The organism is Frondihabitans sp. VKM Ac-2883, from assembly GCF_015350875.1.
Taxonomy (GTDB): Bacteria; Actinomycetota; Actinomycetes; order Actinomycetales; family Microbacteriaceae; genus Frondihabitans.
Window position 1 is genome coordinate 42,200 of the sequence record NZ_JADKSF010000003.1, and the last position, 25,288, is coordinate 67,487.

The following is a 25,288-nucleotide window of genomic DNA, read 5'->3' on the forward strand; positions in this document are numbered from 1 at the left end:
ATCAGGCGGTGCCGAGCCGAGAACCTACGCCTTGGTCGCGTCGAGCCCGTCGCTCTTGCCCTGGTTGGCAACGGCGGCGGCGCCGGCGGCAGCGGCCTCCGGGTCGAGGTACGCCCCGCGCTTGGTCGGCTTGAAATCGTCGTCGAGCTCGTAGACCAGGGGGATGCCGGTGGGGATGTTTAGCTCGGCGATCTCGTCGTCGGAGATGCCGTCGAGGTGCTTGACCAGAGCGCGCAGCGAGTTGCCGTGCGCGGTGACGAGCACGGTCTTGCCGGCGGCGAGATCGACGGTGATGTCGCTCTCCCAGTAGGGAAGCATGCGCTCGATGACGAGCTTGAGCGACTCGGTGCGCGGGGCATCGACCCCGAGGTCGACGTAGCGCTCGTCGTGCGCCTGCGACCACTTGCTGTCGTCGTCGAGCGGCGGCGGCGGCACGTCGAACGATCGGCGCCAGGTCTGGAACTGCTCGGGGCCGTACTCTTCGAGCGTCTCGGCCTTGTCTTTGCCCTGGAGCGCACCGTAGTGACGCTCGTTGAGACGCCACGAGCGCTTCACGTCGATCCACAGCCGGTCGGCCTCTTCGAGAGCGAGATCGGCGGTCTGGATCGCGCGGGTGAGACGCGAGGTGTAGAGGATGTCGGGCTTGAGGCCGGAGTCGCGCAGCAGCTGCCCGGCGCGCTTCGCCTCGGCGGTGCCCTGCTCACTCAGGCGGACGTCGACCCACCCGGTGAAGAGGTTCTTCTGGTTCCACTCGCTGTTGCCGTGCCGGAGAAGGATGAGCGTCGAAGTCATGCTGACGATCCTATCGTCGCGTCGTTCCTAGGATGGTGGCATGCCCACAGGTCACGTCACGCGCGGAACCACGGGCACCAACCGCCTGCGCCGGGTCGATCGCTGGATCGCGAGTCTGCCCGCATTCCGCACCGCCGCGGATCCTCTGGTCGTCGATCTGGGCTACGGCGCCAGCGCGACGACACCGCTCGAACTGCACCACCGACTGGCTCGGGTGCGGCCGGAGGTCGAGGTCGTGGGCATCGAGATCGAGCCCGAACGAGTGGCGCTGGCATCCCTGTCTGCCAAGCCGGGGGTGTCGTTCCGGCTCGGCGGGTTCGAAGTGCCGCTGCCGGATGCAATGGAGCGGGCCGGTCGGCGGCCAGCGGTGATCCGGGCGCTGAACGTGCTGCGGCAGTATCCCGAGGAGGCGGTGGCCGGATCCTGGGATCTCATGGTCTCGCGCCTCGCCCCCGGCGGCGTCCTCGTCGAGGGCACCTGCAACGAAGTGGGCCGCGTCGCGAGCTGGGTCGGCGTGACCTCGGACGGCCCGCAGACATTCACCGCGTCGCTGCGTCTCGCCTCGCTCGAGAGCCCCCTGATCGTCGCCGAGCGGTTGCCGAAGGCGCTGATCCATCGCAATGTCGAGGGGGAGAGGATCCACGCGTTCCTCGAGGAGCTCGACCGCCACTGGCGCTACAACGCCGCCCTCGCCGTGTACTCGCCGGTGCAGCGCTGGGTCGCGACCGTCGAGGGGATGCGGTCGGCGGGCTGGCCGGTGCTGCACGGGCGCGCGCGGTGGAGGCTCGGCGAGATCTCGGTGCCGTGGTCGGCGGTCGCCCCGGCGTGACGCCGCTTCGCGAGCTTGGCGCCGCTTTTCGGGCCCGACACCGCATTTCGGGCCCGACACCGTCGAGAGACGGTGTCAACACCGAAAACCGGTGTCAGAGGGGCGCGAGGCGCGAGCGCGCGTCGTCATGCGGCAAGCCCGTCGCCATGAGCAGGTCGATGACGAGTGGCCGTAGCATCAGCACGAGCACCGTCTCGGCCACGGGCGCCCCGGGCAGGACGACCGCAGGATCCAGCCTCCGCCCCACCGCGACCAGCGCCTCCTGGGCGGCCGGCACCCGCTCCACCGCCTCCAACGACTCCCCCAGCACACTCGTCGCCAGCGCGATGCTCGCCACGAGGTCAGCCACCTCGGGCCGACGTCGGCCGTCGCCGATCGTGGTGTCGATGCGTCGGGTGACCACCCGGAGGTTCCGCACCGCGAGGTCGAGATAGCGCAGGATCCGCGCTTCCGTAGCTATGACGGGCACCTTGCGTCGCAGAAATGGCGAGATCCGCGAGATCGACGACGCCGTGTCGAGGGTCGCCGCCCAGTCGTCGAGGAGCGGCTGCGTTGTGCGGAGTCGATCGAGGGCCGCATCGGCCTGCCGGACGTCGTCGTGCCGGAGTGCCCGCACGAGCGAGGCGAACGCGGGGTCGAGCTCGGCGAAGAGGCGACGGGCATCGGCCCGGGCGAGGCCGATCGGGTCCCGCGGAACGAGCGCTGTGATGAGGAGAGCGACGGCCCCGCCGACCAGCCCGTCGAGCGACCGGGTGAACGGCCCGCCCGCGGGATCCGGCAGGAGCATGACGAACATCGACTGCGTCGCCGCCGCGATGGCGAAGGCACTGGTCGGCGACAGAAACCTGGCCACGGCAAGCGCGACGAAGAGCACGATGCCGTACTGCCAGAAGCCCTTGCCGAAGACCAGCAGCAGGAGCTCGCTGAGGGCGATGCCGATGACCACGCCGACAGCATTCTCGAGCACGCGGCGTGGCCTCGCGTCACGGGCGAAACCGAGAGACGAAATGGTGACGGTCACGGCCAGGATCGGCATCGGGTGACCGATGCCGAGGCGGGCGATCGAGTACGCGATCCCGGCCGCGAGCACGATCTGCACCATCGCCGGCAGCGAGGAGCGCACCCGCAACGCCGACGCACGAACGTCGAAGCCCCCGGCCCGAGGGAGGGAGAACCGCACGGTCAGCGCCGGACGGCACCGAGCCGCGGCAGCCGGGGAACACCGGCAGCGGCGCCGGCGTCGGGGGGAACGATGGTCTGCTGCGCGGCGGCCACGACGGTGTCGTCGTCGCCGGCCAGAACGGTCAGCGGCGCGGTGACGTCGAGGCTGCGCTTGACGAGGGCGAGCGCGATCGGGCCGAGCTCGTAATGGGTGCCCGACGAGGTGATCGAACCGACCTCGCGGTCGCCCTTGCGCACGACGTCACCGTGACCGGGCAGCACATTGTCGGAGCCGTCGAGGTGCAGCATGACGAGGCGCCTCGGCGGGTGGCCGAGATTGTGCACCTTCGCGACGGTCTCTTGCCCGCGGTAGCAGCCCTTGGCCAGATGCACGGCCGAGCGGAGCCAGTCGAGCTCGTGCGGGATGCTCCGCTCGTCGACCTCGGTCGCGAGGCGCGGACGCCAGGCGGCGACCCGGAGCGCCTCGAGCGCGAGGGCACCGGCGACGGGCACCTCGGATGCGGCGACGTCGGCAAGGGACTCGGCCGTGACGAGCGTCTCGCGGTAGCTCCAGTCGGCGGCCGGGTGGCCGGCCTCGGCGGCGTAGCCGACGCCGCCGACGGCGACCTCGTGCCACGGGTCGATCCAGACGAGGGGGATGCCGGCGGGGCTGGCTGCGGGAAGGGCGAGGTCGGCGAACGATCCGAGCACCGCGAAGTCGGCGCTGCGGTCAGCGACCTCGACGCGCAGCATGAAGCGCATCCGATCGAGCCACGCGGCAAAGCTCTCGGCCTCGGCCGCATCGACGAGCAACCACGTGGTCTCGCCGTCGTCGAGCACACCGGCCGCGTGCTCCACCCGGCCCGAAGGATCGAGCAGCAGCGTCTCGGTCGAGCTGCCGGGAGCGAGGCTCTTGAGGCTCTGGCTGGTGAGCGAGTCGAGCCACGACAGCCGGTCGGGCCCCGAGACCGTGACGAGACCTCTCGACGGCACCTGGACCACCGCGGATCCGGAAAGAAGTGCCCGTTGTTCGACGAGGGGGTTACCGAAGTGCGCGGCGACGCCGGTGGAGTCGTCGGCCACGAAGCCCGGTCGTGCGGCGAACGACGTCGCCGGAACGCTACTCGACACGAGCGAGCTGACCCGACGCGTGCGTGCGCAGCTCGTTTCCGAGAGCCGCGACATCCCACGCCCAGAGGAGGTGGTTGTCTACGAGCCCGTACATGCGAGTGGCGGCCGAATACTCTTTGGCGTTGCTTGAGCGGACCACCGCGTCGGTCGAGAGATCGATTCGCGGACCCTTGACCCGGCCGAGGTAGAGCTCGTTCACACCGGTCGGGTGCACCAGCGCCACCTCGATGTTGAACCCGTCGTCGGGCGTGCGGAGCACTTCGACTGCCCGAGGCGTGGTGAACGGCTGGATTCCCACGCCCGGCAGCATGCCAGGGCCCCGGTCGCCCTCTTCGGACGGGCGGTCGAGCCGCCAGTAGCCGGTCTCGCTGACGAGCGGCGTGTTCTCTTCGTCGAGCAGCCAGGAGTACGAGCTGTAGTTAAGAAACGGCAGGCCGTCGTGACTGAAGCTCACGCGCTGGCCGAACTCATGGGTGCGGCGCGACTCGGGGTCGTCGCCGGTCTTGTAGTCGACGACGCCGGTGCCCTCCCACACCCCGATGAGCCAGGAGAGGGGAACGAGCTCGGCGGGCAGGTCGACGGGAATTTCGATCAAGGGTCAGCGCTGACCTTTGAACAGCTTCACGAGCACCGTCACCGCAACGAACGCAATGCAGAGAGACGCGACGACGAGCAGACCGATGTAGAACATCTCGAGGGCAAGCAGAGAATCCATGCAGTCAGCCTACCCGCGAGGCCTGGTCAGAGGGAGGGGAGAGCGAGGATCCCGGTGGCGATACCCAGCACGACGAGACTTCCCGACAGGCTCAGCATCGTCCGGTCGACGAGCCCGTCTTTCTCGCGGGTCGCGAGCTGCAGGCAGAACGTCAGCACAATGGTAAAACCCAGCACGAGCGGAAGCCAGACGAGATAGCCGTCACCGTCGACGGTCAGGCCGACGACTACGGCGCCCACGAGAGCGACGAACCACACGGGAATGGTCGTCGCGAGACGGAGGCGCACTCGGCGGTTGCTGGTTTCCACCCCTCCATCCTGGCCCACTGGCGCTGATGGGGGCACCCACTAGGGTGGTCCGGGGTCAACTTCTCTGTGAATTAGAATCACGAGAGAACATCAACTGGAGGTCGTGTGGCGCAGCTCTTGGTCCTGACTTCCTCCGGTACGCCCGAGGTCCTGCCCGCACTGGCGCTTCTCAGTCACCGTACCCGGCAGATCCCGGCAGAGCCCGCGCATCTCGTCAACGCCCCCTCGAGCGACCTCATCTTCGTCGACGCCCGCACCGATCTCGCCAGCGCGAAGTCGCTCTGCAAGATCCTGCGCACCACCGGCGTCACCGTGCCCATCGTGCTCGTCCTCACCGAGGGCGGCCTAACCGCCGTCAACTCCGAGTGGGGCGTCGACGACGTCATCCTCGAGTCGGCCGGCCCCGCCGAGGTCGACGCGCGAATCAGGTTGGTCACCGGCCGCCTCGCCCAAAGCCAGACCGGGTCGAAGATCCAGGCCTCCGGCGTCGTCATCGACGAGGCAAGCTACTCGGCGAAGGTGCACGGCAAGCCCCTCGACCTCACCTTCAAAGAATTCGAACTGCTCCGCTTCTTCGCGACGCATCCGTCGCGCGTCTTCACGCGCGAGCAGCTGCTCAGCGAGGTCTGGGGCTACGACTACTTCGGCGGCACCCGCACGGTCGACGTGCACGTGCGTCGCCTCCGCGCGAAGCTCGGCGACCTCGAGTCGCTCATCGGTACCGTGCGCAACGTCGGCTACCGCTTCAACGTCTACGACGACGAGCAGCGAGATGCCCTCAGAAGCTGACGCCACCCCGGTCGGTCAGCCCGACCGCAGCGGGGCCGCCGCCGCCGCGATGCTCGCCCCGCTCACCGCCGAGGCCACCGCCGCCGACGGCTCGCCGCCATTCTCCGACCAGGCTCTCGTCGAGGCCCGTTCGGGCGACGCGACCGTTCTCGGCGACGGCGACGCTGCGGCCATCCTGCGCCCGGGCGAGGCCGAACTCGTCGTTCGCCCGGCCGTTCGCGGGGCCGGCCTCGGCACCGTCCTTCTGCGCGCGGTGATCGACGTCACCGAAGGGCCGCTCGCCGTGTGGGCACACGGAGACCACCCGGCCGCCCGCCGCCTGGCCGAGGGCTTCGGTTTCGTGCCGACGCGGCGCCTGCTGCAGCAGCGGGCCAGGGTCGATGCGGGTGCGTCGGATCCTGCACTTCCTTCAGGCTTGGCTGTCCGGGCGTTCCGCCCCGGCATCGACGACGCCGCCTGGCTCGACCTCAACGCGCGCGCCTTCGCCTCGCACCCGGAGCAGGGGTCGCTCACGCAACTCGACCTCGACGCCCGCAAGGCCGACGACTGGTTCGATCCGGGCGACTTTTTACTGCTGTGGAAAGACGACGAACTGCTCGCCTTCGCCTGGTTAAAGGTGGAGGTGGGTACGGGTGCTGATTCAGGGTCGGGCTCGGGCGCTGATTCGGGCTCGGGCTCGTTCGGCGAGTTCTACGCCGTGGGCGTCTCGCCCGACCACCAGGGCGAGCACCTCGGCGGCGCGATCGTCGACGCCGGCCTGGCACGGCTTGCTCAGCGCGGCGTCGCGACGGCCACCCTCTACGTCGAGGGCGACAACGACGCGGCGCTCGGTCTCTACGCGACGCGGGGCTTCACCGATCACGCGATCGACGTGCAGTACACCCTCTCGCGCTGACCTCGCCCCCCTGCCCGTTCTGCCTGCCCGTTCTGCCCACCCCGCGCGCGACGCCAATTTGAGAGCGATCCGTCGGCGCAGACGCCGAACGGCAGTAACTGGTGTGACTGCCTCGTCGAATCGCTCGCAAATTGACGAAATACTGCCACAACGCCGCGTGTGCACAAAGCGGAGTTACCAACAGTTCACACGCCACGACCCTCGCGAAGAGCCACGGGTGGCAGGATTGAGAGATGGATAGCGAACCCTACGTCGACGGCGCAGCCGTCTCGAACGACTTGATCGACGACTTCGACGAGATGGTCACCTTCGACGTCGACGCCACCCTGCCGACCGACCGGTTCCTCGATCGCGAGATCAGCTGGCTGTCGTTCAACCAGAGGGTTCTCGAGCTCGCCGAAGATCCCGACACCCCGCTGCTCGAGCGCGCCAACTTCCTCGCGATCTTCGCGAGCAACCTCGACGAGTTCTTCATGGTGCGGGTGGCCGGCCTCAAGCGCCGCATCGCGACCGGGCTCGCCGTGCCGACCAACATCGGCACCTCGCCCAAAGACGTCCTCGCGACGATCAACGCGCGCGCCTACGAGCTCCAGGCCCGCCACGCGCGCGCCTTCAGCGACTCGGTCAAGCCCGACCTCGACGCCGCGGGCATCCACGTCGAGATGTGGTCCGACCTCGACGCGACCGACCGCGAGCGCATGCACGAGGTGTTCTCCAACCAGATCTTCCCGGTGCTGATGCCGCTGGCCGTCGACCCGGCCCACCCGTTCCCCTATATCTCCGGCCTGTCGCTCAACCTCGCTGTGCGAGTGCGCAACCCGAAGACCGAGAAGCAGGAGTTCGCGCGCCTCAAGGTGCCGCAGGTGCTCCCCCGTTTCGTACAGCTGCCCGACGACGGCAGCGGTCGCCTCCGCTTCATCCCGCTCGAAGACCTCATCGCGAACCACCTGCAAGACCTGTTCCCGGGCATGGAGGTCAACGAGCACCACGTCTTCCGTGTCACCCGCAACGAAGATGTCGAGATCGACGAAGACGAGTCGGAGAACCTCATCCAGGCGCTCGAGAAAGAGCTGCTGCGCCGCCGCTTCGGCCCGCCGATCCGTCTCGAGATCACCGAAGACATGGATCCCGTCACGCTCGAGCTGCTCGTCCGCGAGCTCGACATCACCGACCAAGAGGTCTATCGCCTTCCGGCGCCGCTCGACCTCGCCGGCCTGTTCGAGATCGCCAAGATCACCAACCCCGAGCTGCACTACGCCAAGCACCTCCCCACCACGGCCGTGCAGCTTCTGCCGACCGAGCCGAACATGAAGCCCGACATCTTCGCGAGCATCTCGCGTCGTGACGTGCTCGTGCACCACCCCTACGAGTCGTTCGCGACGAGCGTGCAGGCGTTCCTCGAGCAGGCCGCCGCCGACCCGAACGTGCTGGCAATCAAGCAGACCCTGTACCGCACGTCGGGTGACAGCCCCATCATCGAGGCCCTCATCGACGCGGCCGAGGCCGGCAAGCAGGTGCTCGCACTGGTCGAGATCAAGGCCCGCTTCGACGAGCAGAACAACATCACCTGGGCGCGCAAGCTCGAGAAGGCCGGCGTGCACGTCGTCTACGGCCTCGTCGGGCTGAAGACGCACTGCAAGCTCGCGCTGGTCATCCGCCAGGAGAAGGGCGGTCGACTCCGCCACTACACGCACATCGGCACGGGCAACTACAACCCCAAGACCAGCCGCATCTACGAAGACATGGGTCTCTTCACCGCCGACGACCAGGTCGGAAAAGACGTCACCCGCCTCTTCAACGAGCTCTCGGGCTATGCCATCGAGAAGAAGTTCAAGCGCCTGCTCGTCGCACCGCTCCACCTGCGCAAGGGCCTCATCAAGCGCATCGCCGTGGAGGCGGAGAACGCCGCCGCCGGCAAGCCCTCGGGCATCCGCATCAAGATCAACTCGATGGTCGACGAAGAAATCATCGACGCGCTCTACCACGCGAGCAACGCGGGGGTGCCGATCGACATCTGGGTGCGCGGCATCTGCTCGCTCAAGGCGGGCATCCCCGGCCTCAGCGAGAACATCCGCGTGCGCTCCATTCTGGGCCGCTACCTCGAGCACTCCCGTCTGTTCTCGTTCCACAACGACGGCGACCCGCAGGTGTTCATCGGCAGCGCCGACATGATGCACCGCAACCTCGATCGCCGTGTCGAAGTGCTGGTCCGGCTCGTCCAAGACGATCACCTCGCCGAGATCGAGGCGCTCTTCAACCTGGCCATGTCGCCCGAGACATCGTCGTGGTACCTCACGCCCGAGGGCTCGTGGGAGCGCCACTCGCGCAGTGATTCGGGCGAACGTCTCGCCGACATGCAAGATGGCCTCATGAAGCAGATCAGCAAGAGAAGGCGTTCCACACGGTGACACCCAGGCGAGACACGCCCCTGCAGACGGCCTCGAAGCCGGCCGCCACCACGATCGTCGCCGCGGGCGCCGTGTGCTGGAGGCTCGTCGACGGAAAAGTCCGGGTGCTTCTGATCCACCGCGACTACCACCACGACGTGTCGCTGCCGAAGGGCAAGGTCGATTCCGGTGAGTCGACCCCCCAGACGGCTGTGCGAGAGATCCGCGAAGAGACCGGCTACTCCGTCGCCCTCGGCGCACCGCTCGGCACGGCCGAATACCTTCTGCCGGGCGGGCGCGACAAGGTGGTGCACTATTGGGCCGCTGAGGTCGGTGATGCCGAGTTCGCTGCGGCCGGATCCTTCTCTCCGAACGACGAGGTGCAGAAGATCGAGTGGGTCCCCCTTGCCAAGGCTCGTGCGCAGCTCACCTACGAGCGTGACGCCGAGATCCTCGACCGCTTCGCCGATCGAGTCGCCGCCGACCAGGCGCGCACGTTCGCGATCGTGGCTCTGCGGCACGCCAAGACCGTCGCACCCGGCGAGTGGTCGGGCGCCGATTCGACGAGGCCCCTGCTGCCGGTGGGTCGCAAACAGGCCAAGGCGATCGCACCGGGAATCGCCTCCTGGCGACCCGCACGCATCATCAGCAGCACCGCCGCCCGCTGCCTGGCCACGGTCGAGCCGCTGTCGGCGGCCTCGCACGTGGGTGTCCGCCAGACCGACGCCCTCAGCCAAGACGCGTTCGAGGCCGGCACCGCCGATGTCGCGGGCGTCGTCAAGAAGCGCTTGAAGAAGCGAGTCGACGCCGTCCTCTGCAGCCACGGCCCTGTCCTGCCCGAGATCATCCGCCAGATCGCGTCCCAGGCGAACGGCGGCTACGCGCTCGACCTCCGCCGTTTCGGCTCGCTGAGCACCGGCGACTACACCGTGCTGCATCTGTCTCGCGCTGACGCGACGCTCGTCGCCATCGAGACGCACGGGTCAGGCCTGTAGGCGGGCAGGGGCTCAGGATCCGCCGCCAGGGCACCTGCACTCAGGGCTCTTGTATTCAGGACAACGGGCGCACAACTCAGGCGTGAGCGGCGCCCCGGATCCTGAGCCAAGGCGTTGTGGCGCTGCCAGGGCCCTAACGCAGGACTCGCCGAGCACCCCACCTGAACTCAGGAGGCGCGTCCTGGCGAACCGCCCTACTCCTCACCCTGCCAACCCCTCGGATCCCCGGCGCTTGTTCTCCGGCCGTTCACCTTCCGTTCACCGGTACAGACGAACGTCGTTAACGCAGAAACGTAGCCTCGCTCGCGGGTCAGCACCGGCCCGTGACTCATTCGAGTCTCGCTCCCTCACGGGGGCATACCCCTGCATCACGACTTAGTCCTCCCCGAAGGGAAATCTGTGAACATCAAGCGAGTTGGCAGCATCGCCGCCATCGCCATCGTCGGAGCAATTGCACTGTCTTCCTGTGCATCGAACGAGGGCGGCTCGGGCACTGGCTCGAGCGACCTCTCCGGCACCATCAACGGCATCGGCTCGTCTGCTCAGCAGGCCGCTGAGACCGCCTGGGCTTCCGCCTTCCAGCAGGCCAACGCCGATGCCAACGTCAACTACGACCCGCAGGGCTCCGGCGCCGGTCGCACCAGCTTCATCTCGGGTGCTGCTGACTTCGCCGGCTCCGACGCCGCTCTCTCGGACGACGAGCTCAAGTCGACCTTCGCCGGGTGCGCTGCCGACTCCAAGGCCATCGACCTCCCCGTCTACATCTCGCCGATCGCCATCGCGTACAACGTCGACGGCCTCACCGACCTCACCCTCGACGCCGACACCATCGCCGGCATCTTCAAGGGCACGATCACCAAGTGGAACGACGCGGCGATCACCAAGCTGAACCCCGACGCGAAGCTCCCCAGCGCTGCGATCACGGTCGTGCACCGTTCGGACGACTCCGGCACCACCTTCAACTTCTCGCAGTACCTCGCGAGCCAGGCCAAGTCGGTCTGGACCGAAGAGGCCTCGCAGACGTTCCCCTACTCCGTGGGTGACGCGGCCAAGGGTGGTTCCGGTGTGGCCGACGCCACCAAGAACTCGAAGAACTCGATCACGTACCTCGACGACTCGGCTGTGGGCGACCTTTCCGTCGCGAAGCTGATGGTCGGCGGAACCGCCACCGAGCTCAGCGCCGACGGCGCCGCTGCGGTCGTCTCCAAGTCCCCGCTGGTCGAAGGCCGCGCTGACAACGACCTCGCGATCAACATCGACCGGACGCTTACCGACAAGGGTGACTGGCCTCTCGTGCTCGTGAGCTACATCATCGCCTGCGACACCTACAAGGACAGCGCCAAGGGCAACCTGGTCAAGGCCTACGCCACCTACGCAGCCAGCTCCGACGGTCAGAAGGCCGCCGCCGAGCAGGCCAAGTCGGCTGAGCTGACCAGCGACCTCGCCTCCAAGGTCGCGACGGCTGCCGCCACCATCAAGTAACACCAGCACGACCAGGATCCGGGTCGCGGACTCTTCCGCGGCCCGGATTCCTCTGCTTCACTAGCACCACCCAGTGCCCAGCTCCTCTATCCCGAACAGTCGTGCGGCCCACCGAGCCAGAGCAGGATCTCCTCTTCATGACCGCTACCGCGGAACGCCCCTCCAAGGCAGACACCCGACCCAAGTCCGTCGTTCGTCTCGGCGATCGCGTCTTCTCCACCGCCACGGTGCTTTCGGGGTCGTTGATCCTCGTCGTGCTCGTCGCGGTCGCCCTGTTCCTCATCGTGCAGAGCATCCCGGCCCTGACCGCCAAGCCCGGCGAGATCCCTCAGGGCGCGAAGAGCTTCTGGGACTACGTCGGCCCCCTCGTCTTCGGCACCATCTGGGCTGCCCTGCTGGCCCTCATCATCGCTACCCCGCTCGCGCTCGGCATCGCGCTCTTCATCTCGCACTACGCACCGCGCCGCATCAGCCAGTTGCTCGGCTACATCATCGACCTGCTGGCAGCCGTGCCCAGCGTCGTGTTCGGCCTCTGGGGCGTGCTCGTGCTCGCCCCCTTCATCCAGCCCTTCTACTCGACTCTCGTCGACAAGCTCGGCTGGATTCCCCTCTTCGCGGGGCCCGTCTCCGGCACCGGCAAGACAATCCTCACGGCGTCCATCGTGCTCGCCGTGATGATCCTGCCGATCATGACCGCGGTCATGCGCGAGATCTTCCTGCAGGCTCCGCGTCTGCACGAGGAGGCCGCTCTGGCCCTCGGCGCGACGCGCTTCGAGATGATCCAGATGGCAGTGCTTCCGTTCGCTCGCTCCGGCATGGTCTCCGCGGTCATGCTCGGCCTCGGTCGCGCCCTCGGTGAAACCCTGGCCATCGCGATCGTGCTGTCGCCGGCCGCGGTCGTGAACATCTTCCTTCTGACGAGTCAGAACCCGAACACGATCGCCGCCAACATCGCGCTCCAATTCAACGAGGCGCAGGGAGTCGGTCTGAACACCCTCATCGCGTCGGGCCTGATCCTCTTCGTCATCACACTGCTGGTCAACATGGCGGCCCGGTTCGTCGTCAACCGCCGCAAAGACTTCTCGGGAGCCAACTGATGTCGGTCGCCGTCCGCAACACGTCCACTCGCACCAACACGCTGACCGCCGGCAAGCTGCCGAAGGGCGCCCCGTGGGGCCTGCTCATCGTCAGCTGGGCGATCTTCGTGGTCATTTTCCTGCTGCTCGAGGCGTCGGGAACCACCCGCGACTTCAACATCGTCGGCGCTCTCTTCTTCGGCACCATCCTCTTCGACATCCTCATCGTCGTGATCTCGATGGTCGTCGAGGGTGGTCGCAAGGCAAAGGACCGCCTCGTCACCTCGCTGGTCGCCACGGCCTTCATCGTGACGCTGCTCCCCCTGATCTCGCTCATCTACACGGTGTTGTCACGCGGGCTCGCCCGCTTCGACTCCGCTTACTTCAGTGAGTCGATGCGCAACGTGATCGGCGACGGCGGCGGCGCCCTGCACGCGATCGTCGGAACCCTCGAGATCACGGCCATCGCGACACTGATCAGCGTCCCGATCGGCCTGCTCACCTCGATCTACCTGGTCGAGTACGGCCGGGGTCGTCTGGCTCGATCGATCACGTTCTTCGTCGACGTGATGACGGGCATCCCCTCCATCGTCGCCGGCCTGTTCGCCTTTGCGCTCTTCTCCCTCCTTCTCGGTCCGGCGTACCGTGCCGGTATCGTCGGCTCGATCGCGCTCAGCGTGCTCATGATCCCGGTCGTGGTCCGCTCCAGCGAAGAGATCCTGAAGATCGTGCCGAACGAGCTGCGCGAGGCGAGCTTCGCTCTTGGTGTGCCGAAGTGGCTGACGATCGTCAAGGTCATCCTGCCGACGTCGATCGCCGGTCTCACGACGGGTGTCATGCTGGCGATCTCGCGCGTCATCGGCGAGACCGCGCCCCTGCTCATCACGACCGGCTTCACGACGAGCATGAACTACGACCTGCTCCAAGACCGCATGATGACCCTGCCGGTGTTCGTCTACACGCAGTACGCCAACCAGGGGCCAAATGCCACACCGTTCGTGGAGCGCGCCTGGACCGGCGCCCTCGTGCTGATCCTGATCGTCATGGCCCTGAACCTGTTGGCCCGCCTCATCGGCCGCTTCTTCGCCCCCAAGCTCAGCCGCTAGCTGCGGCATCGCCTCAGCCCGGCTCTCCCCCGCTCCGTCCCGAAAAGGAACCTCAGTGTCCAAGCGCATCGAAGTCAAAGACCTCAACGTCTACTACAGCAAGTTCCGCGCTGTCGAAGACGTCAACATCACGATCGAACCGCGCACCGTGACCGCGTTCATCGGCCCCTCAGGTTGCGGCAAGTCGACGTTCCTCCGCACGCTCAACCGCATGCACGAGGTCATCCCCGGTGCCTACGTGGAGGGCGAGGTGCTCATCGACGGCAATGACCTCTACGGCCCCGGCGTCGACCCGGTGCTCGTGCGCCGCCAGGTCGGCATGGTGTTCCAGCGCCCCAACCCGTTCCCCACGATGTCGATTCGCGACAACGTGCTCGCCGGCGTGAAGCTCAACAACCGCCGCATGTCGAAGACCGACTCCGACGAGCTCGTCGAGAAGTCGCTCCAGGGCGCGAACCTCTGGAACGAGGTCAAAGACCGACTCGACAAGCCAGGATCCGGGTTGTCCGGCGGACAGCAGCAACGTCTCTGCATCGCGCGCGCCGTCGCGGTGTCTCCCGACGTGATCCTCATGGACGAGCCCTGCTCGGCCCTCGACCCCATCTCGACGCTCGCGATTGAAGACCTCATCGAGGAGCTCAAGCAGGAGTACACGATCGTGATCGTGACCCACAACATGCAGCAGGCGTCGCGTGTCAGCGACAAGACGGCGTTCTTCAACATCGCGGGCACCGGCAAGCCCGGCAAGCTCATCGAGTTCAACGACACCGCGACGATGTTCTCGAACCCGTCGGTGCAGGCGACCGAAGACTACGTCTCGGGCCGCTTCGGTTGATCCCCCAGCGCTAACCCGCAGAAATGGCTCAGGCCCCGGTCGAAAGACCGGGGCCTGAGCCGTTTGTGATTCGCGGGGCGCTAGGCGCTCTGCAGCGCGGCGACCGGCGTCGTGGTCGGCTGCTTCGAGCCGCCCGCCGGCTCCACCGTGATGCCGACGGTGTCGCCCGCCTGCATGTCGCCCTGCAGCACCTGGGTGACCGAGTTCGAGGTGACCGAGACGGTGCCGGCCGACTTGATGTCGGAGCCCTTGATGTACCAGAGCTGGTAGGTCTTGTCGCTCGGCAGGGAGGTCAGGCCGGTGAGCATGACGGCCGAGCGCTGGAGGCCGTTCGACCAGTACAGCGTCGCCTTGCCGCCCGACGAGATGTCGGTCGCGGCGTGCTGCACGTCGTTGGCCGTGAGGATCTGCTGGAGGTCGGGACTTTGCGCACTTGGCTGCGACATCGAAGGGTTCGGGGCGAACTGGTTCGCTACGCCGACCCCGCCGAAGACGAGACCCACCGCGGCGGCAGCCCCGATGAGCAAGACGCCGGGTCGCATGAACCAGCGCTGCCGGGCGAGCGGGATGGGCTCGAGCAGCTTGCCACCACTCTCGGCCTCGGTCGAGGTCGTGGCGGGAGCCGGATCCTGCGCTGCGGGGGTCTCGAGGCGCGGAAGCTGGGGCGTCGACTCGATGAGGTCGAGGATGCTGGCACGCAAACCGGCAGAGGGGGTGACGGGCGTCGCCGCACGACCGAGCAGCAGAGCGGTGTCGTTCAACTCGGCTACCTCCTGTCTGAGTTCGGGTGACTCGCTGAGGCGAGCTTCAAAGGTGTTGCGCTCTTCGTCGGTGATCGCGTTCAGTGCGTAGGCACCGGAGAGAGCGTCGATGTCGGGGGTCGAGGGGCCGGAGCCGTTGCGGTTGTCGCTCATGACGCCACTCCTAATTCGTCGCGAAGGCGGATCATGCCGTCTCGTAAGCGGGTTTTGACTGTGCCGATGGGCACGTGAAGCATTTGAGAGACCTCGTTGTGCGTGTAGCCGCCGTAGTAGGCGAGCTGCACGGCCTGTCTCTGCAGTTCGGTAAGGCGACCGAGCGCTCGCTCGACCCGCTCGTGCTCGATGCGGATCTCAACCTGCTCGGTGACCGAGTCGTACGACGTCTCGTAGTCGCGGATGCCGATCTTGGTGTCGCGGTCACGACTCGACTGGCTGGCCCGCACCCGGTCGACCGCACGGCGGTGAGCCATGGTGAGCATCCAGCTGGAGGCGCTGCCCTTGGCCGGATCGAAGCGGGTCGCCGTCTGCCAGATCTCGAGGAAGACCTCTTGCGTGACCTCCTCCGACTGCGAGTGGTCTTTCAAGAGCCTTTTGATCAGGCCGAGCACACGGGCTCCGGTCTGGTCGTAGAGCTCGGCAAAAGCCGCGCGATCGCCGTCGGCAACACGCCCGAGGAGTTCGTCGGGGGTGGGTTCGGCGCCGATGTCGCGCCCGGGTGTTTCCATATCGCGGCTCACAAGCTCCAGCATGTCAGGTCGCACCTCCGTCCGCACTGGTAGGGAAATCGGCGCTGTTACCGGGGTGGCCCTCTCGCACGGACCGTCTGGGATGGCAAAAGCCCGGCAGTGCGAGAGAGCCGCCGCGGTGGGCCGGTCAGTCGTGACCGACCCGGCGATCGAGGGTGATCGGCGGGTTTTCTCTCTGCACTATGTTCGGCGCGGTCGTCCGAGTGGATTGGAGGATTCTTCAGGCAGCAGATCGACGAGCTCAGGATCCGGCCCGACGCCGCTCGACACGGCGTCGCAGGCGCCCTTAACAAAGAAGCGCCGGGCCGCAGAAACGCCTCTCGGCGCGAGGCCGCTCGGAGCGGCTAAATTTGGAGCCCGGGGTTTACTGCGGCCCGGCGTCGTCCACTGTACAGGCGGCATGGTCGGTCTTGCTCGGCGTCCGCAGAGAGCGAACGGCTGCGGTGACTCTGACACCGCCTTTCGATGCAGGCACTGTTTTTGGCCGGTGTCGTCGCCGCAAAGCAGTGTCGTTCTGACTGCGGCGGTCTCGGGGACGGTCACCCTGCATGTCGGTGGCGGGGCGTACTCTGGGCCCAATGTCAGAGCGTCACTATCACCGCCCCGCCCAGTTCGCCGGCCACGAGTTCGAGGCCTTCCAGGGCGGCGACGATCCCGCAGTCATGCATCGCGTCGCCCACGAGTCAGCGGGCGCGCTGCTCGCCCGTGTCCGAAACGACCCGAGCCCCGAGATCCTCGACCGACTCGTCGCGTTCACCGACTCCAACGGCATCGATGCCCTCGCCGAGCTGTGGGCGGGTGCGACCGCGCACAGCCTGCCCGGTGCGCTCTGGCGCATCTATCTGCTCCGGGCTGTCATTCGGCAGAGCCCCGACGACATCACGTACCTGTTCGAGCGGGGCGCCGCGATCTCGTCGACGATCGACCCCGTGGTCGCGGGCGCCCCCACTCCCGCGACGCCGGAGGAGATCCTCGAGCTGGCCGATCGGATCCTTCGGGGTGTCTTCGACGGCGACTTCGCCCTCGCTCTCGACCGCGGTGCCGCGTTCGCCCGGCTGGCGTCGGCCGGTGCCACCGCCGTGGCCGACGACCTCGACGTGCTCGAGCCGGAACGATCCAGTGAATTCACGCGGCGGGGCCTGCGGCTGACCGAGCTCGCGACCGACCTGGCGGCGTGCGCCGGGCGGTGGCGCGACGGCAGCCTTGACTGAGTTGCGCTGCGGCTTCGGCTCCGGCTTCCGGTGGGCGTGGGCCGGAACGACCTCGCGCTGTTGCTACAATCGGTAGCTGCACGGGCCTCTAGCTCAGTCGGTAGAGCATCGGACTTTTAATCCGTTGGTCGTGGGTTCGAGCCCCACGGGGCCCACAATGATGAATGGCGCCCCCCGGGGCGCCATTTGTCGTTGTGGGCCCGGTGTCGGCGAGAGCGCACTCGTGGTGGCCCCCGAAGCCGGTTCCGACGCGACGCGCCAGCGGCGTGGCGGCCGTGCGCCGAGGGATCGAGCCCCACGGGGCCCACCTTTGCAGCGCAGCGTCGGCGAGACTCCACAAAGTGCCGATGTGGGCACCACAGATGGGCACTTCGTGGAGTCTCGCTGAAGCAGCGCCGACCACAGCTCAGGCAGCCACCGCAGCCGAGTAGCGCACACCCCACGAGCCGGTCCAGGTTTCGCCCTCGTCGAGCCAGATCAGGCTCTCGCCGGAGGCCAGGGCATTGGCGGGCGCCGTCATCGGCTCGGCGGCAATCGCGAGGCCCTTGACGCCGTCGCGCGGGAAGTTCCGTGGGGTGAAGACCTGCACGTAGGGGAACGACTCGTCTTGCCACATCGCAGTCGTAGAGCCGTCGGGCGCGGTGAGGGTCGTGACCCGGTGACCCGAGGGATCCTGCGCGATGTCGCGATAGCAGGTGTCGATGTCGAGGTCGCCGACCAAGGGCGAACCGGCGAGGTCGAACGGGGTGCCCGCGACGGGCGACGTGCCGACGGGAATGCTGCGCACGTTCGTCTCGAACCGCGTCGCGGCGTCGAGGGTCACCCGGAGCGTGGCGGGGTCGTGTGAGCCGACGCGGAAGAACGGGTGGGATCCGACGGCGAACGGTGCACGACCGGGGCCCCGGTTCGTGACCGTGTGCGTGACGATCAGCCCGTCGACCACGAGCTCGTGCCGAACAGTGGTGTCGAGACGGAACGGGTAGCCGTGCTGGGGGAACACCGAAGCAGCCTGGGTCACCGCGTGCGGTTCGACCGACACGGGGCGATATGCGGTGTAACGCAGGAGGCCGTGGCTCGCGTTGCCCTTGGCGACCTCGGTGATGTCGAGTTTCTGCTCGGCGCCGTCGAGGTGCCAGATGCCGCCATCGACCCGGTTCGGCCAGGGGACGAGCGTGATACCGCACGCCGAAGGAGGGCTCTCGTGCTCGGCGAATGTCTCGGCGACCGCGTTGCCGTCGACCTCGAGGCCCCGGAGTCCCGCGGCGAGCTCGGTGACGATCGCTGTGACGACGTGGCCGTCGCCCTCGAGACGGAGGGCATATTGATCGCCGGTGGGCGAGAAGGTATCGGTCACAGGGAGTCTCTCTCAGAGGAAGTGCGGTCGGTCTCGTCGGCCTCAAGCACCGTGAGCCCCGCCTCGCGGAGCCCCCGGACGTCGTCAGCCGCGGCACCCGCCGTTATCAAGCCCTCGAACGACTCGAGAGGCCCGATCACGCCGAGATGCGCCTCACCTATCTTGCCCCCGTCGGCGACGATGAACGACCGCCGGGCTGTTCGGGCCATCAGCCGCTTGAGGTCGGTCTCGGGCAGATTGACGTTGGTGACGCCGTGCCGCACGTCGACGCCCGTGCAGCCGATGAAGGCCAGGTCGGCCGTGAGGCTCTCGAACACGGTGGTCGCCAGAGGATTGACGAGCGAGTGCTGCAGGGGCCGGAGCGTGCCGCCGGTCACGATCACGGTGAACCGCGGAACAGCCCGCTCGAGAGCGAGGGCGATCGTGAGGCCGTTGGTGACGATGGTGACCCCGGCCAGGTCGGTGCGCTCGAGCAGCGCCTCGGCGATCTGCGTGGTCGTGGTGCCGACATCGAGCACGATGCACTGGCCACTGCCCACGAGCGAGGCCGCCTGCACGCCGATGGCCCGCTTGGCTGCCGCACCGACGGCCGCGACCTCTTCGAACGGCCGCTCGACGGGTGACTGCTCGACGCTCATCGCCCCACCGTGCACACGGACCAGACGACCAGCCAGAGCAAGAGCATCGAAGTCGCTGCGGATCGTCACCTCGGAGGTGCCGAACTCGCGAGCCAGATCGGTCGTGCGGGCGAAACCGTGCGCCTCGACGACCGACACGATGCCCTCCCGGCGGCGCGGCGAGAAAATGCCGGACGATTGCGATGGGCGAGGGGTGGAATCCACCCCTCAAGCTTCGTATACTTTCGTTTGCCTTCGCAAGAGAAAGCATCGAGCAATCTCGGGGGCACAGAGCAATCCCAAGGAGGGGCATGCCCATCGTCAAACGCCCGACCGTCCTGGCCGACGGTCGCGAGCTCATCTACTTCGACGACGCCGACACCACCCTGCCGGCCGAGCGGAAGCCCGACCGGCGCCCCCTCGACCCGCGCCCCGAGACGGCGACCATGCGGCAAGACGTGCTGACCGGCGAGTGGGTGTCGATCGCGGCCTCGCGCCAGAACCGCGCGTTCCTGCCCCCGGCCGAGCTCGACCCGCTCGCACCCGCGACCGAGACGAACCCCTCCGAGATCCCCGACATCTACGACGTCGCGGTCTTCGAGAACCGGTCGCCCTCCTTCGGGCCGCTCCTCCCCGACGACGCCGACAACGCACCGCTGAGCCTCGACGACCTCTCCGAGATCGGCATCGGGCGCACCCGCACCTCGATCGGCCGCTGCGAGGTCGTCTGCTTCAGCCCCGAGACCTACGGCTCGTTCGCGAGCCTCAGCGAGTCGCGTGCCCGCACCGTCGTCGAAGCCTGGGCCGACCGCACCGAGGCACTGAGCGCCCTGCCCGGCATTCAGCAGGTCTTCCCGTTCGAGAACCGCGGCGAGGCGATCGGCGTCACGCTGCATCACCCGCACGGCCAGATCTACGCCTACCCCTACGTCACTCCCCGCACGACCCGGCTGCTGCAGAGCATCGAGTCGTACGGCCCGAACCTCTTCGAAGACATCCTCGACACCGAGCGGAGCGGCCCCCGGGTCGTGCTCGCCGGTGAGCACTTCACCGCGTTCGTGCCCTTCGCGGCCCGGTGGCCCGTCGAGATCCACCTGCTGCCCCACCGCCACGTGCCCGACTTCGCGGGTTTGACGAGCGACGAACGCGACGAACTCGCCCTGATGTACCGTCGGATCCTTCGCGGAGTCGACGCTCTCTACGACGACCCGACGCCCTACATCGCCGCCTGGCACCAGGCGCCGGTGAACGTCGGGCGCGACACCGTGCGGCTGATGCTGCAGATCACCTCGCCGCGGCGGGCTGAGAGCAAACTCAAATTCCTGGCAGGATCCGAGGCGGCGATGGGAGCCTGGATCGGCGACCTCGTTCCCGAGAAGAGCGCCGAACTGATCCGAGAGGCCATCGACCGAGCATGAGCACCACCGATTCACCGACATTCGACGGCATCTTCGACACCGAGGTCGTGGGGCGCTGGCAGGCTCCCGGCCGCGTCAACCTGATCGGCGAGCACACCGACTACAACGACGGCTTCGTGCTGCCGCTCGCGATCGACCGGGCGACGACCATCACGGTCGGGCGCCGCAACGACCGCCTCCTGCGCGCCTCGTCGTCGTTCGAGCCCGGCGTCGTACACGAAGCCTCGCTCGACGCGCTCGATCCCGCCACCCTCGACGGCTGGTCGGCCTATGTTTTCGGTATCGCCTGGGCACTGGCCAAAAAGCTGCCTGAGGTGACGACCTCCGACGACGTCGCCATCGACCTCTCCGAGGCGTTCGGTCTCGACATCTTCGTCGACTCCGACGTGCCCGTCGGCGCCGGCCTCTCGTCGTCGGCCGCGATCGAGTGCTCCGTCGCCGTCGCGATGGCCGACCTCTGGAACCTCGACGTGACGCGACCGTTCCTGGCCTCGGTCGGGCAGTACTCCGAGAACCACGCCGTGGGCGCACCCACCGGAATCATGGATCAGTCCGCCTCGCTTCTCGGTCGCGCCGACTCGGCAGTCTTCCTCGATTGTCGCAGTCTCGACGCCGAGGTCATCGACCTCGGCTTCGCTCCGGCCTCGCTCGAGCTGCTCGTGATCGACACCCGCGTCGAGCACGCGCACGCGACCGGCGGCTACGTCGAGCGCCGCGCCTCGTGCGAGAAGGGGGCGGCAGCGCTCGGTGTCACCTCCCTCCGCGACCTCGACGTCTCCGACCTCGAACGCGCCGAGTCGCTCCTCGACGACGAGACGTACCGCCGCGTGCGCCACGTGATCACCGAGAACCAGCGCGTGCTCGACACCGTCCGCACCCTGCGCGAATCGGGCCCGGGCGCGATCGGTGCGCTGCTCGACGCCTCGCACGTGTCGATGCGCGACGACTTCGAGATCTCGGTGCCCGAGCTCGACCTCGCTGTCTCGACCGCGCAGTCGACCGGCGCTGTCGGCGCGCGGATGACGGGCGGTGGTTTCGGCGGCGCAGCGATCGCGCTGGTGCCGTCGGACTCGCGAGAGACGGTGACCGCGGCCGTGCTGGAGGCATTCGCCGCCGCCGGGTACCGCGAGCCGACGATCTTCGCCGTGCATGCGGCCGACGGGGCGCACCGCCTCGAGGGGTGATCCGCTCTCGATGCTCAGCTCGCCCGGCGGCTCGGCGGCCCGGCGGCCCGGCGGCCCGGCGGCCCGGCCGCCCGGCGCCGAGGGTAGCCAAATGGGCCCCTGACAACGCGTCAGGGGCCCATTTACGTACTCTCGGCGCGGCGGAGGGTCGGCCAGTCGCACTGAGAGCGCGATAAAGGCCCTGGGCCGACCGCGCCACGGCCGTTTCTGCACACTCGACGACTGCAGACCAGCGGGGGCGCCCGCTACTTTCGCTCGGCCGCCTCGACCACATTGGCCAGCAGCATGGCCCGCGTCATCGGCCCGACCCCGCCCGGCACCGGCGACAGGTAGCCCGCCACCGCCGCGACCTCGGGGTCGACGTCGCCGCGGAGCCGGTACTTGCCCGTCTCGTCGTCGAGCACCCGCGTGATGCCGACGTCGATCACGGCGGCACCCGGCTTCACCCAGTCGGGTTTTACGAGCCCCGCCACTCCCGCGGCGGCCACGACGATGTCGGCGCGGCGTACCTCGGCGGCGACGTCGGCTGTGCGCGAGTGCGTCAGCGTCGCGGTCGCCTCGAGGCGCGTCAGGAGCAGGCCGAGCGGACGACCGACGGTCAGCCCCTGGCCGATGATGGTGACGTGCTGACCGGCGATCGGGATGTCGTAGGCGCGCAGCATGGCGACGATGCCCCGCGGCGTGCACGGGAGCGGCGTATCGATGGACCGTTTGCCGCCCGGCACGGCCAGCACGAGCTCACCCAGGTTGACCGGGTGCAGGCCGTCGGCGTCTTTGAGGGGATCCATCAGCTCGAGCATCGCCGTCGGGTCGATGCCCTCGGGCAACGGCAGCTGGATGATGAACGCCGTGACGAGCGGGTTCTGGTTCATGAACCGGATCGCGTCGCGGATGTCGCTCTCGGAGGCCGTCTCGGGCAGGTCGAGCCGGATCGACTCGATCCCCACCTCGGCGCAGTCGCGGTGCTTGCCCGCGACGTACGACAAGGATCCGGGGTTGGAGCCGACGAGAATGGTGCCGAGCCCCGGGTGGATGCCCGTGGCCTTCAGCGCCGCCACCCGCACCCGCAGGTCTTCTTTCACGGTCGCAGCCAATGCCGTGCCGTCGATCTTCACGGCCTGCTGAACGCTCTCGGCCGCCGCCTGGGGGGCAGTCGTCATGCGTAGAGCGGGAACGCGTCGGTGAGAACCTTCACGCGGGCTGCGAGGGCCGCGACATCGGGGTTCGGCATCAGTGTGAGCGCGATGATGTCGGCCACCTCGGCGAACTCCTCGTCGCCGAAGCCACGCGTCGCGAGAGCCGGGGTACCGATGCGCACGCCGGACGTCGTCATGGGCGGACGGGGATCCCACGGCACCGAGTTGCGGTTGACGGTGATGCCGACCTCGTGAAGGAGGTTCTCGGCCTGCTTGCCGTCGACCTCGCTGGCGCGAAGGTCGACCAGCACGAGGTGCACGTCTGTTCCGCCGGTGAGCACGTCGACTCCGGCCGCCTTGGCGTCGGCCTGCGTGAGGCGGTCGGCGAGGAGCTTGGCGCCACGAATGGTGCGCTCCTGGCGGTCTTTGAACTCGGGCTCGGCGGCGAGCTTGAACGCGGTGGCCTTGGCGGCGATCACGTGCATCAGCGGCCCGCCCTGCTGGCCGGGGAAGACAGCCGAGTTGAGCTTCTTGAAGAGCGACTCCTCGTTCGAGAGGATCACACCCGAGCGGGGACCGGCGAGCGTCTTGTGCACGGTCGACGAGACGACGTGGGCATGAGGCAGCGGCGACGGGTGCAGACCGGCGGCGACGAGGCCGGCGAAGTGCGCCATGTCGACCCAGAGGTACGCGCCGACCTCGTCGGCGATGGCGCGGAACGCGGCGAAGTCGAGCTGGCGTGGGTACGCCGACCAGCCGGCGATGATGACCTTCGGCTTGTGCTCGAGCGCCTGCTGGCGAACGATCTCCATGTCGATGAGGTAGGTCTTCGGGTCCACCTCGTAGGCGACGGCGTTGTAGAGCTTGCCCGAGAAGTTGAGCTTCATGCCGTGCGTGAGGTGGCCACCGTGCGAGAGCTCGAGGCCGAGGATCGTGTCGCCGGGAGTGGCGATCGCGGCGAGCACGGCCGCGTTGGCCTGCGCACCCGAGTGCGGCTGGACGTTGGCGAACTCGGCGCCGAACAGCGATTTGGCGCGCTCGATGGCGAGGTTCTCCGCGATGTCGACGAACTCGCAGCCGCCGTAGTAGCGACGCCCCGGGTAGCCCTCGGCGTACTTGTTGGTGAGCACCGAGCCCTGCGACTCGAGCACGGCACGCGGAACGAAGTTCTCGCTGGCGATCATCTCGAGGTAGTCGCGCTGACGGCCGAGCTCCTGCTCGAGGACCGCCGCGATCTCGGGGTCGACCTCGGAGAGTGGGGAGTTGAAGGTGGAGGGCTGGCGATTGACTGTGTTCTGGGGGGAAACGGTGGTCATAGAAGACTCCAATGCACACGGATAGAAAGCAGGATCCGACGGGGCCGATTTGGGCTCAGTCGGGGGCCAGCGGCAGCCCAGGCGTACGGCCACCAACCGTGTCAGTCGCTCCCCGGTGGTAGACCACCCGAACGCCAGTCGCGACGCGTCGAGCATACCAACTCCCACCGACAGCACTCAATGAGTCGTGCCACCCTGGAGGGGTGAGAATGACCCTCGACGAGACCGACACTCGGCAGCGCGTCGCCCCCGATGTTCCCTGGGTGACGCTGGTCTGGGACGACCCCGTCAATCTGATGTCGTACGTCTCGTACGTCTTCCGCAGCTACTTCGGCTTCGACCGAAAGGAGGCCGAACGCCTCATGATGCAGGTGCATACAAAGGGCAGGGCCGTCGTCGCGACGGGTGCCCGCGAGCAGATGGAGATGCACGTCGACGCCCTCCACGGCTACGGACTCTGGGCCACCGTGTCGAAGGCCGACGAGTGAGCCTCCTGCCGTTTCACCGCAGACGAGATGGCGTGCACGTGGGGCTCGGGGAGGAGGAGAGGTCGCTGATCGCCGAACTCTCCGGGCAACTCGTGGCCCTGCTCGAAGGGCGAGACGAGTCGGATCCTGCGGTGTCGCGCCTTCTTCCGCCCGGGTACGCCGACGACGACGAGGCGAATGCCGAGTTCCGGCGGCTGACGATCGACGATCTGACGGCGGGCAAGATCCGCAATGCCGAGATGGTCCGCGAGAGCCTCGCGTCGGCCGACCCCAAGGCGCCGCTGACGCCCGAGGCCGAACAGGCGTGGCTGCGGAGTCTCACCGACCTGCGGCTCACGCTCGCGAGCCGGCTCGGCCTGACCGACGAGGGCTTCGCGGCGGGGGCCTCCGACGACCGCGCGATGCTCGAGAACGTCTACGAGTGGCTCGGGTTCGTGCAGGAATCGCTGGTGCGTGCGGTCGACCGCTAGCTTGTGCGGCCCCTGACGCGGCAGCGGATCGGCGGTGCCGCGAGTCGGCGGGTGTTATTGAGAGTCGGCGGGTGCTGCAGCACCCG

Annotated in this window: 25 protein-coding genes, 1 tRNA gene and 1 riboswitch; of the genes, 15 read left to right on the forward strand and 11 right to left on the reverse strand. The window is 67.9% G+C overall.

Translation table 11 applies throughout. The features are described 5' to 3' along the window. Nucleotides 1–24 precede the first annotated feature (24 nt). Nucleotides 25–792 (reverse strand): phosphoglyceromutase, encoded by a 768-nt coding sequence (locus ITJ49_RS06490; protein ID WP_194603038.1) that lies wholly within the window; start codon nt 790–792, stop codon nt 25–27. A gap of 40 nt (nt 793–832) precedes the next feature. Between ITJ49_RS06490 and ITJ49_RS06495 the strand changes: the two genes are divergently transcribed. Then, the gene (locus ITJ49_RS06495; protein WP_194603041.1) at nt 833–1,621 is read left to right on the forward strand and encodes a class I SAM-dependent methyltransferase; all 789 of its coding nucleotides are present in this window, start codon (nt 833–835) and stop codon (nt 1,619–1,621) included. Nucleotides 1,622–1,715: 94 nt separating this feature from the next. On the opposite strand, the gene ITJ49_RS06500 is transcribed toward ITJ49_RS06495, so the two are convergent. The 4 genes from ITJ49_RS06500 to ITJ49_RS06515 all read right to left on the reverse strand — a co-directional run bounded on the left by ITJ49_RS06500 (nt 1,716) and on the right by ITJ49_RS06515 (nt 4,936). Beyond that, the gene (locus ITJ49_RS06500; RefSeq protein WP_194603044.1) at nt 1,716–2,801 is read right to left on the reverse strand and encodes an FUSC family protein; all 1,086 of its coding nucleotides are present in this window, start codon (nt 2,799–2,801) and stop codon (nt 1,716–1,718) included. A 2-nt stretch (nt 2,802–2,803) separates the two neighbouring features. Next, nucleotides 2,804–3,913: a folate-binding protein YgfZ gene (locus tag ITJ49_RS06505; RefSeq protein ID WP_370544397.1), complete on the reverse strand. Its 1,110-nt coding sequence runs from the start codon at nt 3,911–3,913 to the stop codon at nt 2,804–2,806. After that, nucleotides 3,903–4,508 (reverse strand): FABP family protein, encoded by a 606-nt coding sequence (locus ITJ49_RS06510; RefSeq protein ID WP_055965250.1) that lies wholly within the window; start codon nt 4,506–4,508, stop codon nt 3,903–3,905. The genes ITJ49_RS06505 and ITJ49_RS06510 overlap by 11 nt, the downstream gene beginning before the upstream one ends. Nucleotides 4,509–4,654: 146 nt before the next feature. Next, nucleotides 4,655–4,936: a hypothetical protein gene (locus ITJ49_RS06515; protein WP_194603049.1), complete on the reverse strand. Its 282-nt coding sequence runs from the start codon at nt 4,934–4,936 to the stop codon at nt 4,655–4,657. A 105-nt stretch (nt 4,937–5,041) separates the two neighbouring features. Here ITJ49_RS06515 and ITJ49_RS06520 point away from each other — a divergent pair, with 105 nt between their 5' ends. The 8 genes from ITJ49_RS06520 to pstB all read left to right on the forward strand — a co-directional run bounded on the left by ITJ49_RS06520 (nt 5,042) and on the right by pstB (nt 14,501). Continuing rightward, a complete protein-coding gene (locus ITJ49_RS06520) occupies nt 5,042–5,725 on the forward strand; it encodes a winged helix-turn-helix domain-containing protein (RefSeq protein ID WP_055965244.1) in 684 nt (227 codons plus the stop codon). Continuing rightward, nucleotides 5,709–6,620 (forward strand): mycothiol synthase, encoded by a 912-nt coding sequence (gene mshD / locus ITJ49_RS06525; protein ID WP_194603052.1) that lies wholly within the window; start codon nt 5,709–5,711, stop codon nt 6,618–6,620. Before ITJ49_RS06520 ends, mshD begins: the two co-directional genes overlap by 17 nt. A 233-nt stretch (nt 6,621–6,853) precedes the next feature. After that, nucleotides 6,854–9,028, forward strand: coding sequence for an RNA degradosome polyphosphate kinase (locus ITJ49_RS06530; RefSeq protein WP_055965238.1), 2,175 nt, complete (start codon nt 6,854–6,856; stop codon nt 9,026–9,028). Continuing rightward, on the forward strand, nt 9,025–10,002 hold the full coding sequence (locus tag ITJ49_RS06535; RefSeq protein WP_370544398.1) for an NUDIX domain-containing protein: 978 nt from the start codon (nt 9,025–9,027) through the stop codon (nt 10,000–10,002). The genes ITJ49_RS06530 and ITJ49_RS06535 overlap by 4 nt, the downstream gene beginning before the upstream one ends. A gap of 399 nt (nt 10,003–10,401) precedes the next feature. After that, a complete protein-coding gene (gene pstS / locus ITJ49_RS06540; protein WP_194603055.1) occupies nt 10,402–11,484 on the forward strand; it encodes a phosphate ABC transporter substrate-binding protein PstS in 1,083 nt (360 codons plus the stop codon). A 137-nt stretch (nt 11,485–11,621) separates the two neighbouring features. After that, the gene (gene pstC, locus ITJ49_RS06545) at nt 11,622–12,581 is read left to right on the forward strand and encodes a phosphate ABC transporter permease subunit PstC (RefSeq protein WP_194603058.1); all 960 of its coding nucleotides are present in this window, start codon (nt 11,622–11,624) and stop codon (nt 12,579–12,581) included. Next, nucleotides 12,581–13,666 carry a phosphate ABC transporter permease PstA gene (pstA, locus tag ITJ49_RS06550; RefSeq protein ID WP_194603061.1) on the forward strand — a complete coding sequence of 362 codons (1,086 nt, stop codon included), beginning with the start codon at nt 12,581–12,583 and terminating at the stop codon, nt 13,664–13,666. The genes pstC and pstA overlap by 1 nt, the downstream gene beginning before the upstream one ends. A gap of 55 nt (nt 13,667–13,721) precedes the next feature. Next, the gene (gene pstB, locus ITJ49_RS06555; RefSeq protein WP_055965229.1) at nt 13,722–14,501 is read left to right on the forward strand and encodes a phosphate ABC transporter ATP-binding protein PstB; all 780 of its coding nucleotides are present in this window, start codon (nt 13,722–13,724) and stop codon (nt 14,499–14,501) included. 80 nt (nt 14,502–14,581) lie between these two features. Here pstB and ITJ49_RS06560 read toward each other — a convergent pair whose 3' ends face one another. Both ITJ49_RS06560 and ITJ49_RS06565 read right to left on the reverse strand, forming a co-directional pair. Continuing rightward, nucleotides 14,582–15,415, reverse strand: a complete 834-nt coding sequence (locus ITJ49_RS06560) for an anti-sigma factor domain-containing protein (RefSeq protein WP_194603064.1) — start codon at nt 15,413–15,415, stop codon at nt 14,582–14,584. Beyond that, nucleotides 15,412–16,011 (reverse strand): sigma-70 family RNA polymerase sigma factor, encoded by a 600-nt coding sequence (locus ITJ49_RS06565; protein ID WP_194603067.1) that lies wholly within the window; start codon nt 16,009–16,011, stop codon nt 15,412–15,414. Before ITJ49_RS06565 ends, ITJ49_RS06560 begins: the two co-directional genes overlap by 4 nt. Before the next feature lie 575 nt (nt 16,012–16,586). Between ITJ49_RS06565 and ITJ49_RS06570 the strand changes: the two genes are divergently transcribed. After that, nucleotides 16,587–17,219, forward strand: a complete 633-nt coding sequence (locus ITJ49_RS06570) for a DNA-directed RNA polymerase subunit beta (protein ID WP_194603069.1) — start codon at nt 16,587–16,589, stop codon at nt 17,217–17,219. An 82-nt stretch (nt 17,220–17,301) separates the two neighbouring features. Next, a tRNA-Lys gene (locus ITJ49_RS06575) sits at nt 17,302–17,374 on the forward strand. A gap of 251 nt (nt 17,375–17,625) precedes the next feature. Here the strand turns inward: ITJ49_RS06575 and ITJ49_RS06580 are convergent. Next, complete coding sequence (locus tag ITJ49_RS06580; RefSeq protein WP_194603071.1) at nt 17,626–18,573, reverse strand: aldose 1-epimerase family protein; 948 nt, start codon at nt 18,571–18,573, stop codon at nt 17,626–17,628. Then, complete coding sequence (locus tag ITJ49_RS06585) at nt 18,570–19,415, reverse strand: DeoR/GlpR family DNA-binding transcription regulator (RefSeq protein ID WP_370544399.1); 846 nt, start codon at nt 19,413–19,415, stop codon at nt 18,570–18,572. The genes ITJ49_RS06580 and ITJ49_RS06585 overlap by 4 nt, the downstream gene beginning before the upstream one ends. An 86-nt stretch (nt 19,416–19,501) precedes the next feature. On the opposite strand from ITJ49_RS06585, the gene galT reads away from it, so the two are divergent. Together galT and galK are read left to right on the forward strand one after the other, a co-directional pair. Beyond that, nucleotides 19,502–20,608, forward strand: coding sequence for a galactose-1-phosphate uridylyltransferase (galT, locus tag ITJ49_RS06590; RefSeq protein ID WP_123945134.1), 1,107 nt, complete (start codon nt 19,502–19,504; stop codon nt 20,606–20,608). Continuing rightward, nucleotides 20,605–21,792 (forward strand): galactokinase, encoded by a 1,188-nt coding sequence (gene galK, locus ITJ49_RS06595; protein WP_194603073.1) that lies wholly within the window; start codon nt 20,605–20,607, stop codon nt 21,790–21,792. The genes galT and galK overlap by 4 nt, the downstream gene beginning before the upstream one ends. A 245-nt stretch (nt 21,793–22,037) precedes the next feature. On the opposite strand, the gene ITJ49_RS06600 is transcribed toward galK, so the two are convergent. Both ITJ49_RS06600 and glyA read right to left on the reverse strand, forming a co-directional pair. Beyond that, nucleotides 22,038–22,952 carry a bifunctional methylenetetrahydrofolate dehydrogenase/methenyltetrahydrofolate cyclohydrolase gene (locus ITJ49_RS06600; protein ID WP_194603075.1) on the reverse strand — a complete coding sequence of 305 codons (915 nt, stop codon included), beginning with the start codon at nt 22,950–22,952 and terminating at the stop codon, nt 22,038–22,040. After that, nucleotides 22,949–24,244 carry a serine hydroxymethyltransferase gene (glyA, locus tag ITJ49_RS06605; protein ID WP_194603077.1) on the reverse strand — a complete coding sequence of 432 codons (1,296 nt, stop codon included), beginning with the start codon at nt 24,242–24,244 and terminating at the stop codon, nt 22,949–22,951. The genes ITJ49_RS06600 and glyA overlap by 4 nt, the downstream gene beginning before the upstream one ends. 68 nt (nt 24,245–24,312) lie before the next feature. Beyond that, nucleotides 24,313–24,396: riboswitch (ZMP/ZTP riboswitch) on the reverse strand. Between the two features lie 57 nt (nt 24,397–24,453). On the opposite strand from glyA, the gene clpS reads away from it, so the two are divergent. Together clpS and ITJ49_RS06615 are read left to right on the forward strand one after the other, a co-directional pair. Beyond that, nucleotides 24,454–24,732 carry an ATP-dependent Clp protease adapter ClpS gene (clpS, locus tag ITJ49_RS06610; RefSeq protein ID WP_055965199.1) on the forward strand — a complete coding sequence of 93 codons (279 nt, stop codon included), beginning with the start codon at nt 24,454–24,456 and terminating at the stop codon, nt 24,730–24,732. 32 nt (nt 24,733–24,764) lie between these two features. Next, entirely contained in the window at nt 24,765–25,202 is a 438-nt protein-coding gene (locus tag ITJ49_RS06615) for a DUF2017 family protein (RefSeq protein ID WP_370544400.1), read from the forward strand. Nucleotides 25,203–25,288 lie beyond the last annotated feature (86 nt).

Excerpts from the sequence above, each read along its gene's own strand:
- galT (WP_123945134.1), top strand. The coding sequence starts at position 19,502 with ATGCCCATCGTCAAACGCCCGACCGTCCTGGCCGACGGTCGCGAGCTC.
- ITJ49_RS06565 (WP_194603067.1), bottom strand. The coding sequence starts at position 16,011 with ATGCTGGAGCTTGTGAGCCGCGATATGGAAACACCCGGGCGCGACATC.
- ITJ49_RS06495 (WP_194603041.1), top strand. The coding sequence starts at position 833 with ATGCCCACAGGTCACGTCACGCGCGGAACCACGGGCACCAACCGCCTG.
- pstC (WP_194603058.1), top strand. The coding sequence starts at position 11,622 with ATGACCGCTACCGCGGAACGCCCCTCCAAGGCAGACACCCGACCCAAG.
- ITJ49_RS06600 (WP_194603075.1), bottom strand. The coding sequence starts at position 22,952 with ATGACGACTGCCCCCCAGGCGGCGGCCGAGAGCGTTCAGCAGGCCGTG.
- ITJ49_RS06490 (WP_194603038.1), bottom strand. The coding sequence starts at position 792 with ATGACTTCGACGCTCATCCTTCTCCGGCACGGCAACAGCGAGTGGAAC.
- pstA (WP_194603061.1), top strand. The coding sequence starts at position 12,581 with ATGTCGGTCGCCGTCCGCAACACGTCCACTCGCACCAACACGCTGACC.
- ITJ49_RS06560 (WP_194603064.1), bottom strand. The coding sequence starts at position 15,415 with ATGAGCGACAACCGCAACGGCTCCGGCCCCTCGACCCCCGACATCGAC.
- ITJ49_RS06570 (WP_194603069.1), top strand. The coding sequence starts at position 16,587 with ATGTCAGAGCGTCACTATCACCGCCCCGCCCAGTTCGCCGGCCACGAG.
- mshD (WP_194603052.1), top strand. The coding sequence starts at position 5,709 with ATGCCCTCAGAAGCTGACGCCACCCCGGTCGGTCAGCCCGACCGCAGC.
- glyA (WP_194603077.1), bottom strand. The coding sequence starts at position 24,244 with ATGACCACCGTTTCCCCCCAGAACACAGTCAATCGCCAGCCCTCCACC.
- galK (WP_194603073.1), top strand. The coding sequence starts at position 20,605 with ATGAGCACCACCGATTCACCGACATTCGACGGCATCTTCGACACCGAG.
- ITJ49_RS06530 (WP_055965238.1), top strand. The coding sequence starts at position 6,854 with ATGGATAGCGAACCCTACGTCGACGGCGCAGCCGTCTCGAACGACTTG.
- clpS (WP_055965199.1), top strand. The coding sequence starts at position 24,454 with ATGACCCTCGACGAGACCGACACTCGGCAGCGCGTCGCCCCCGATGTT.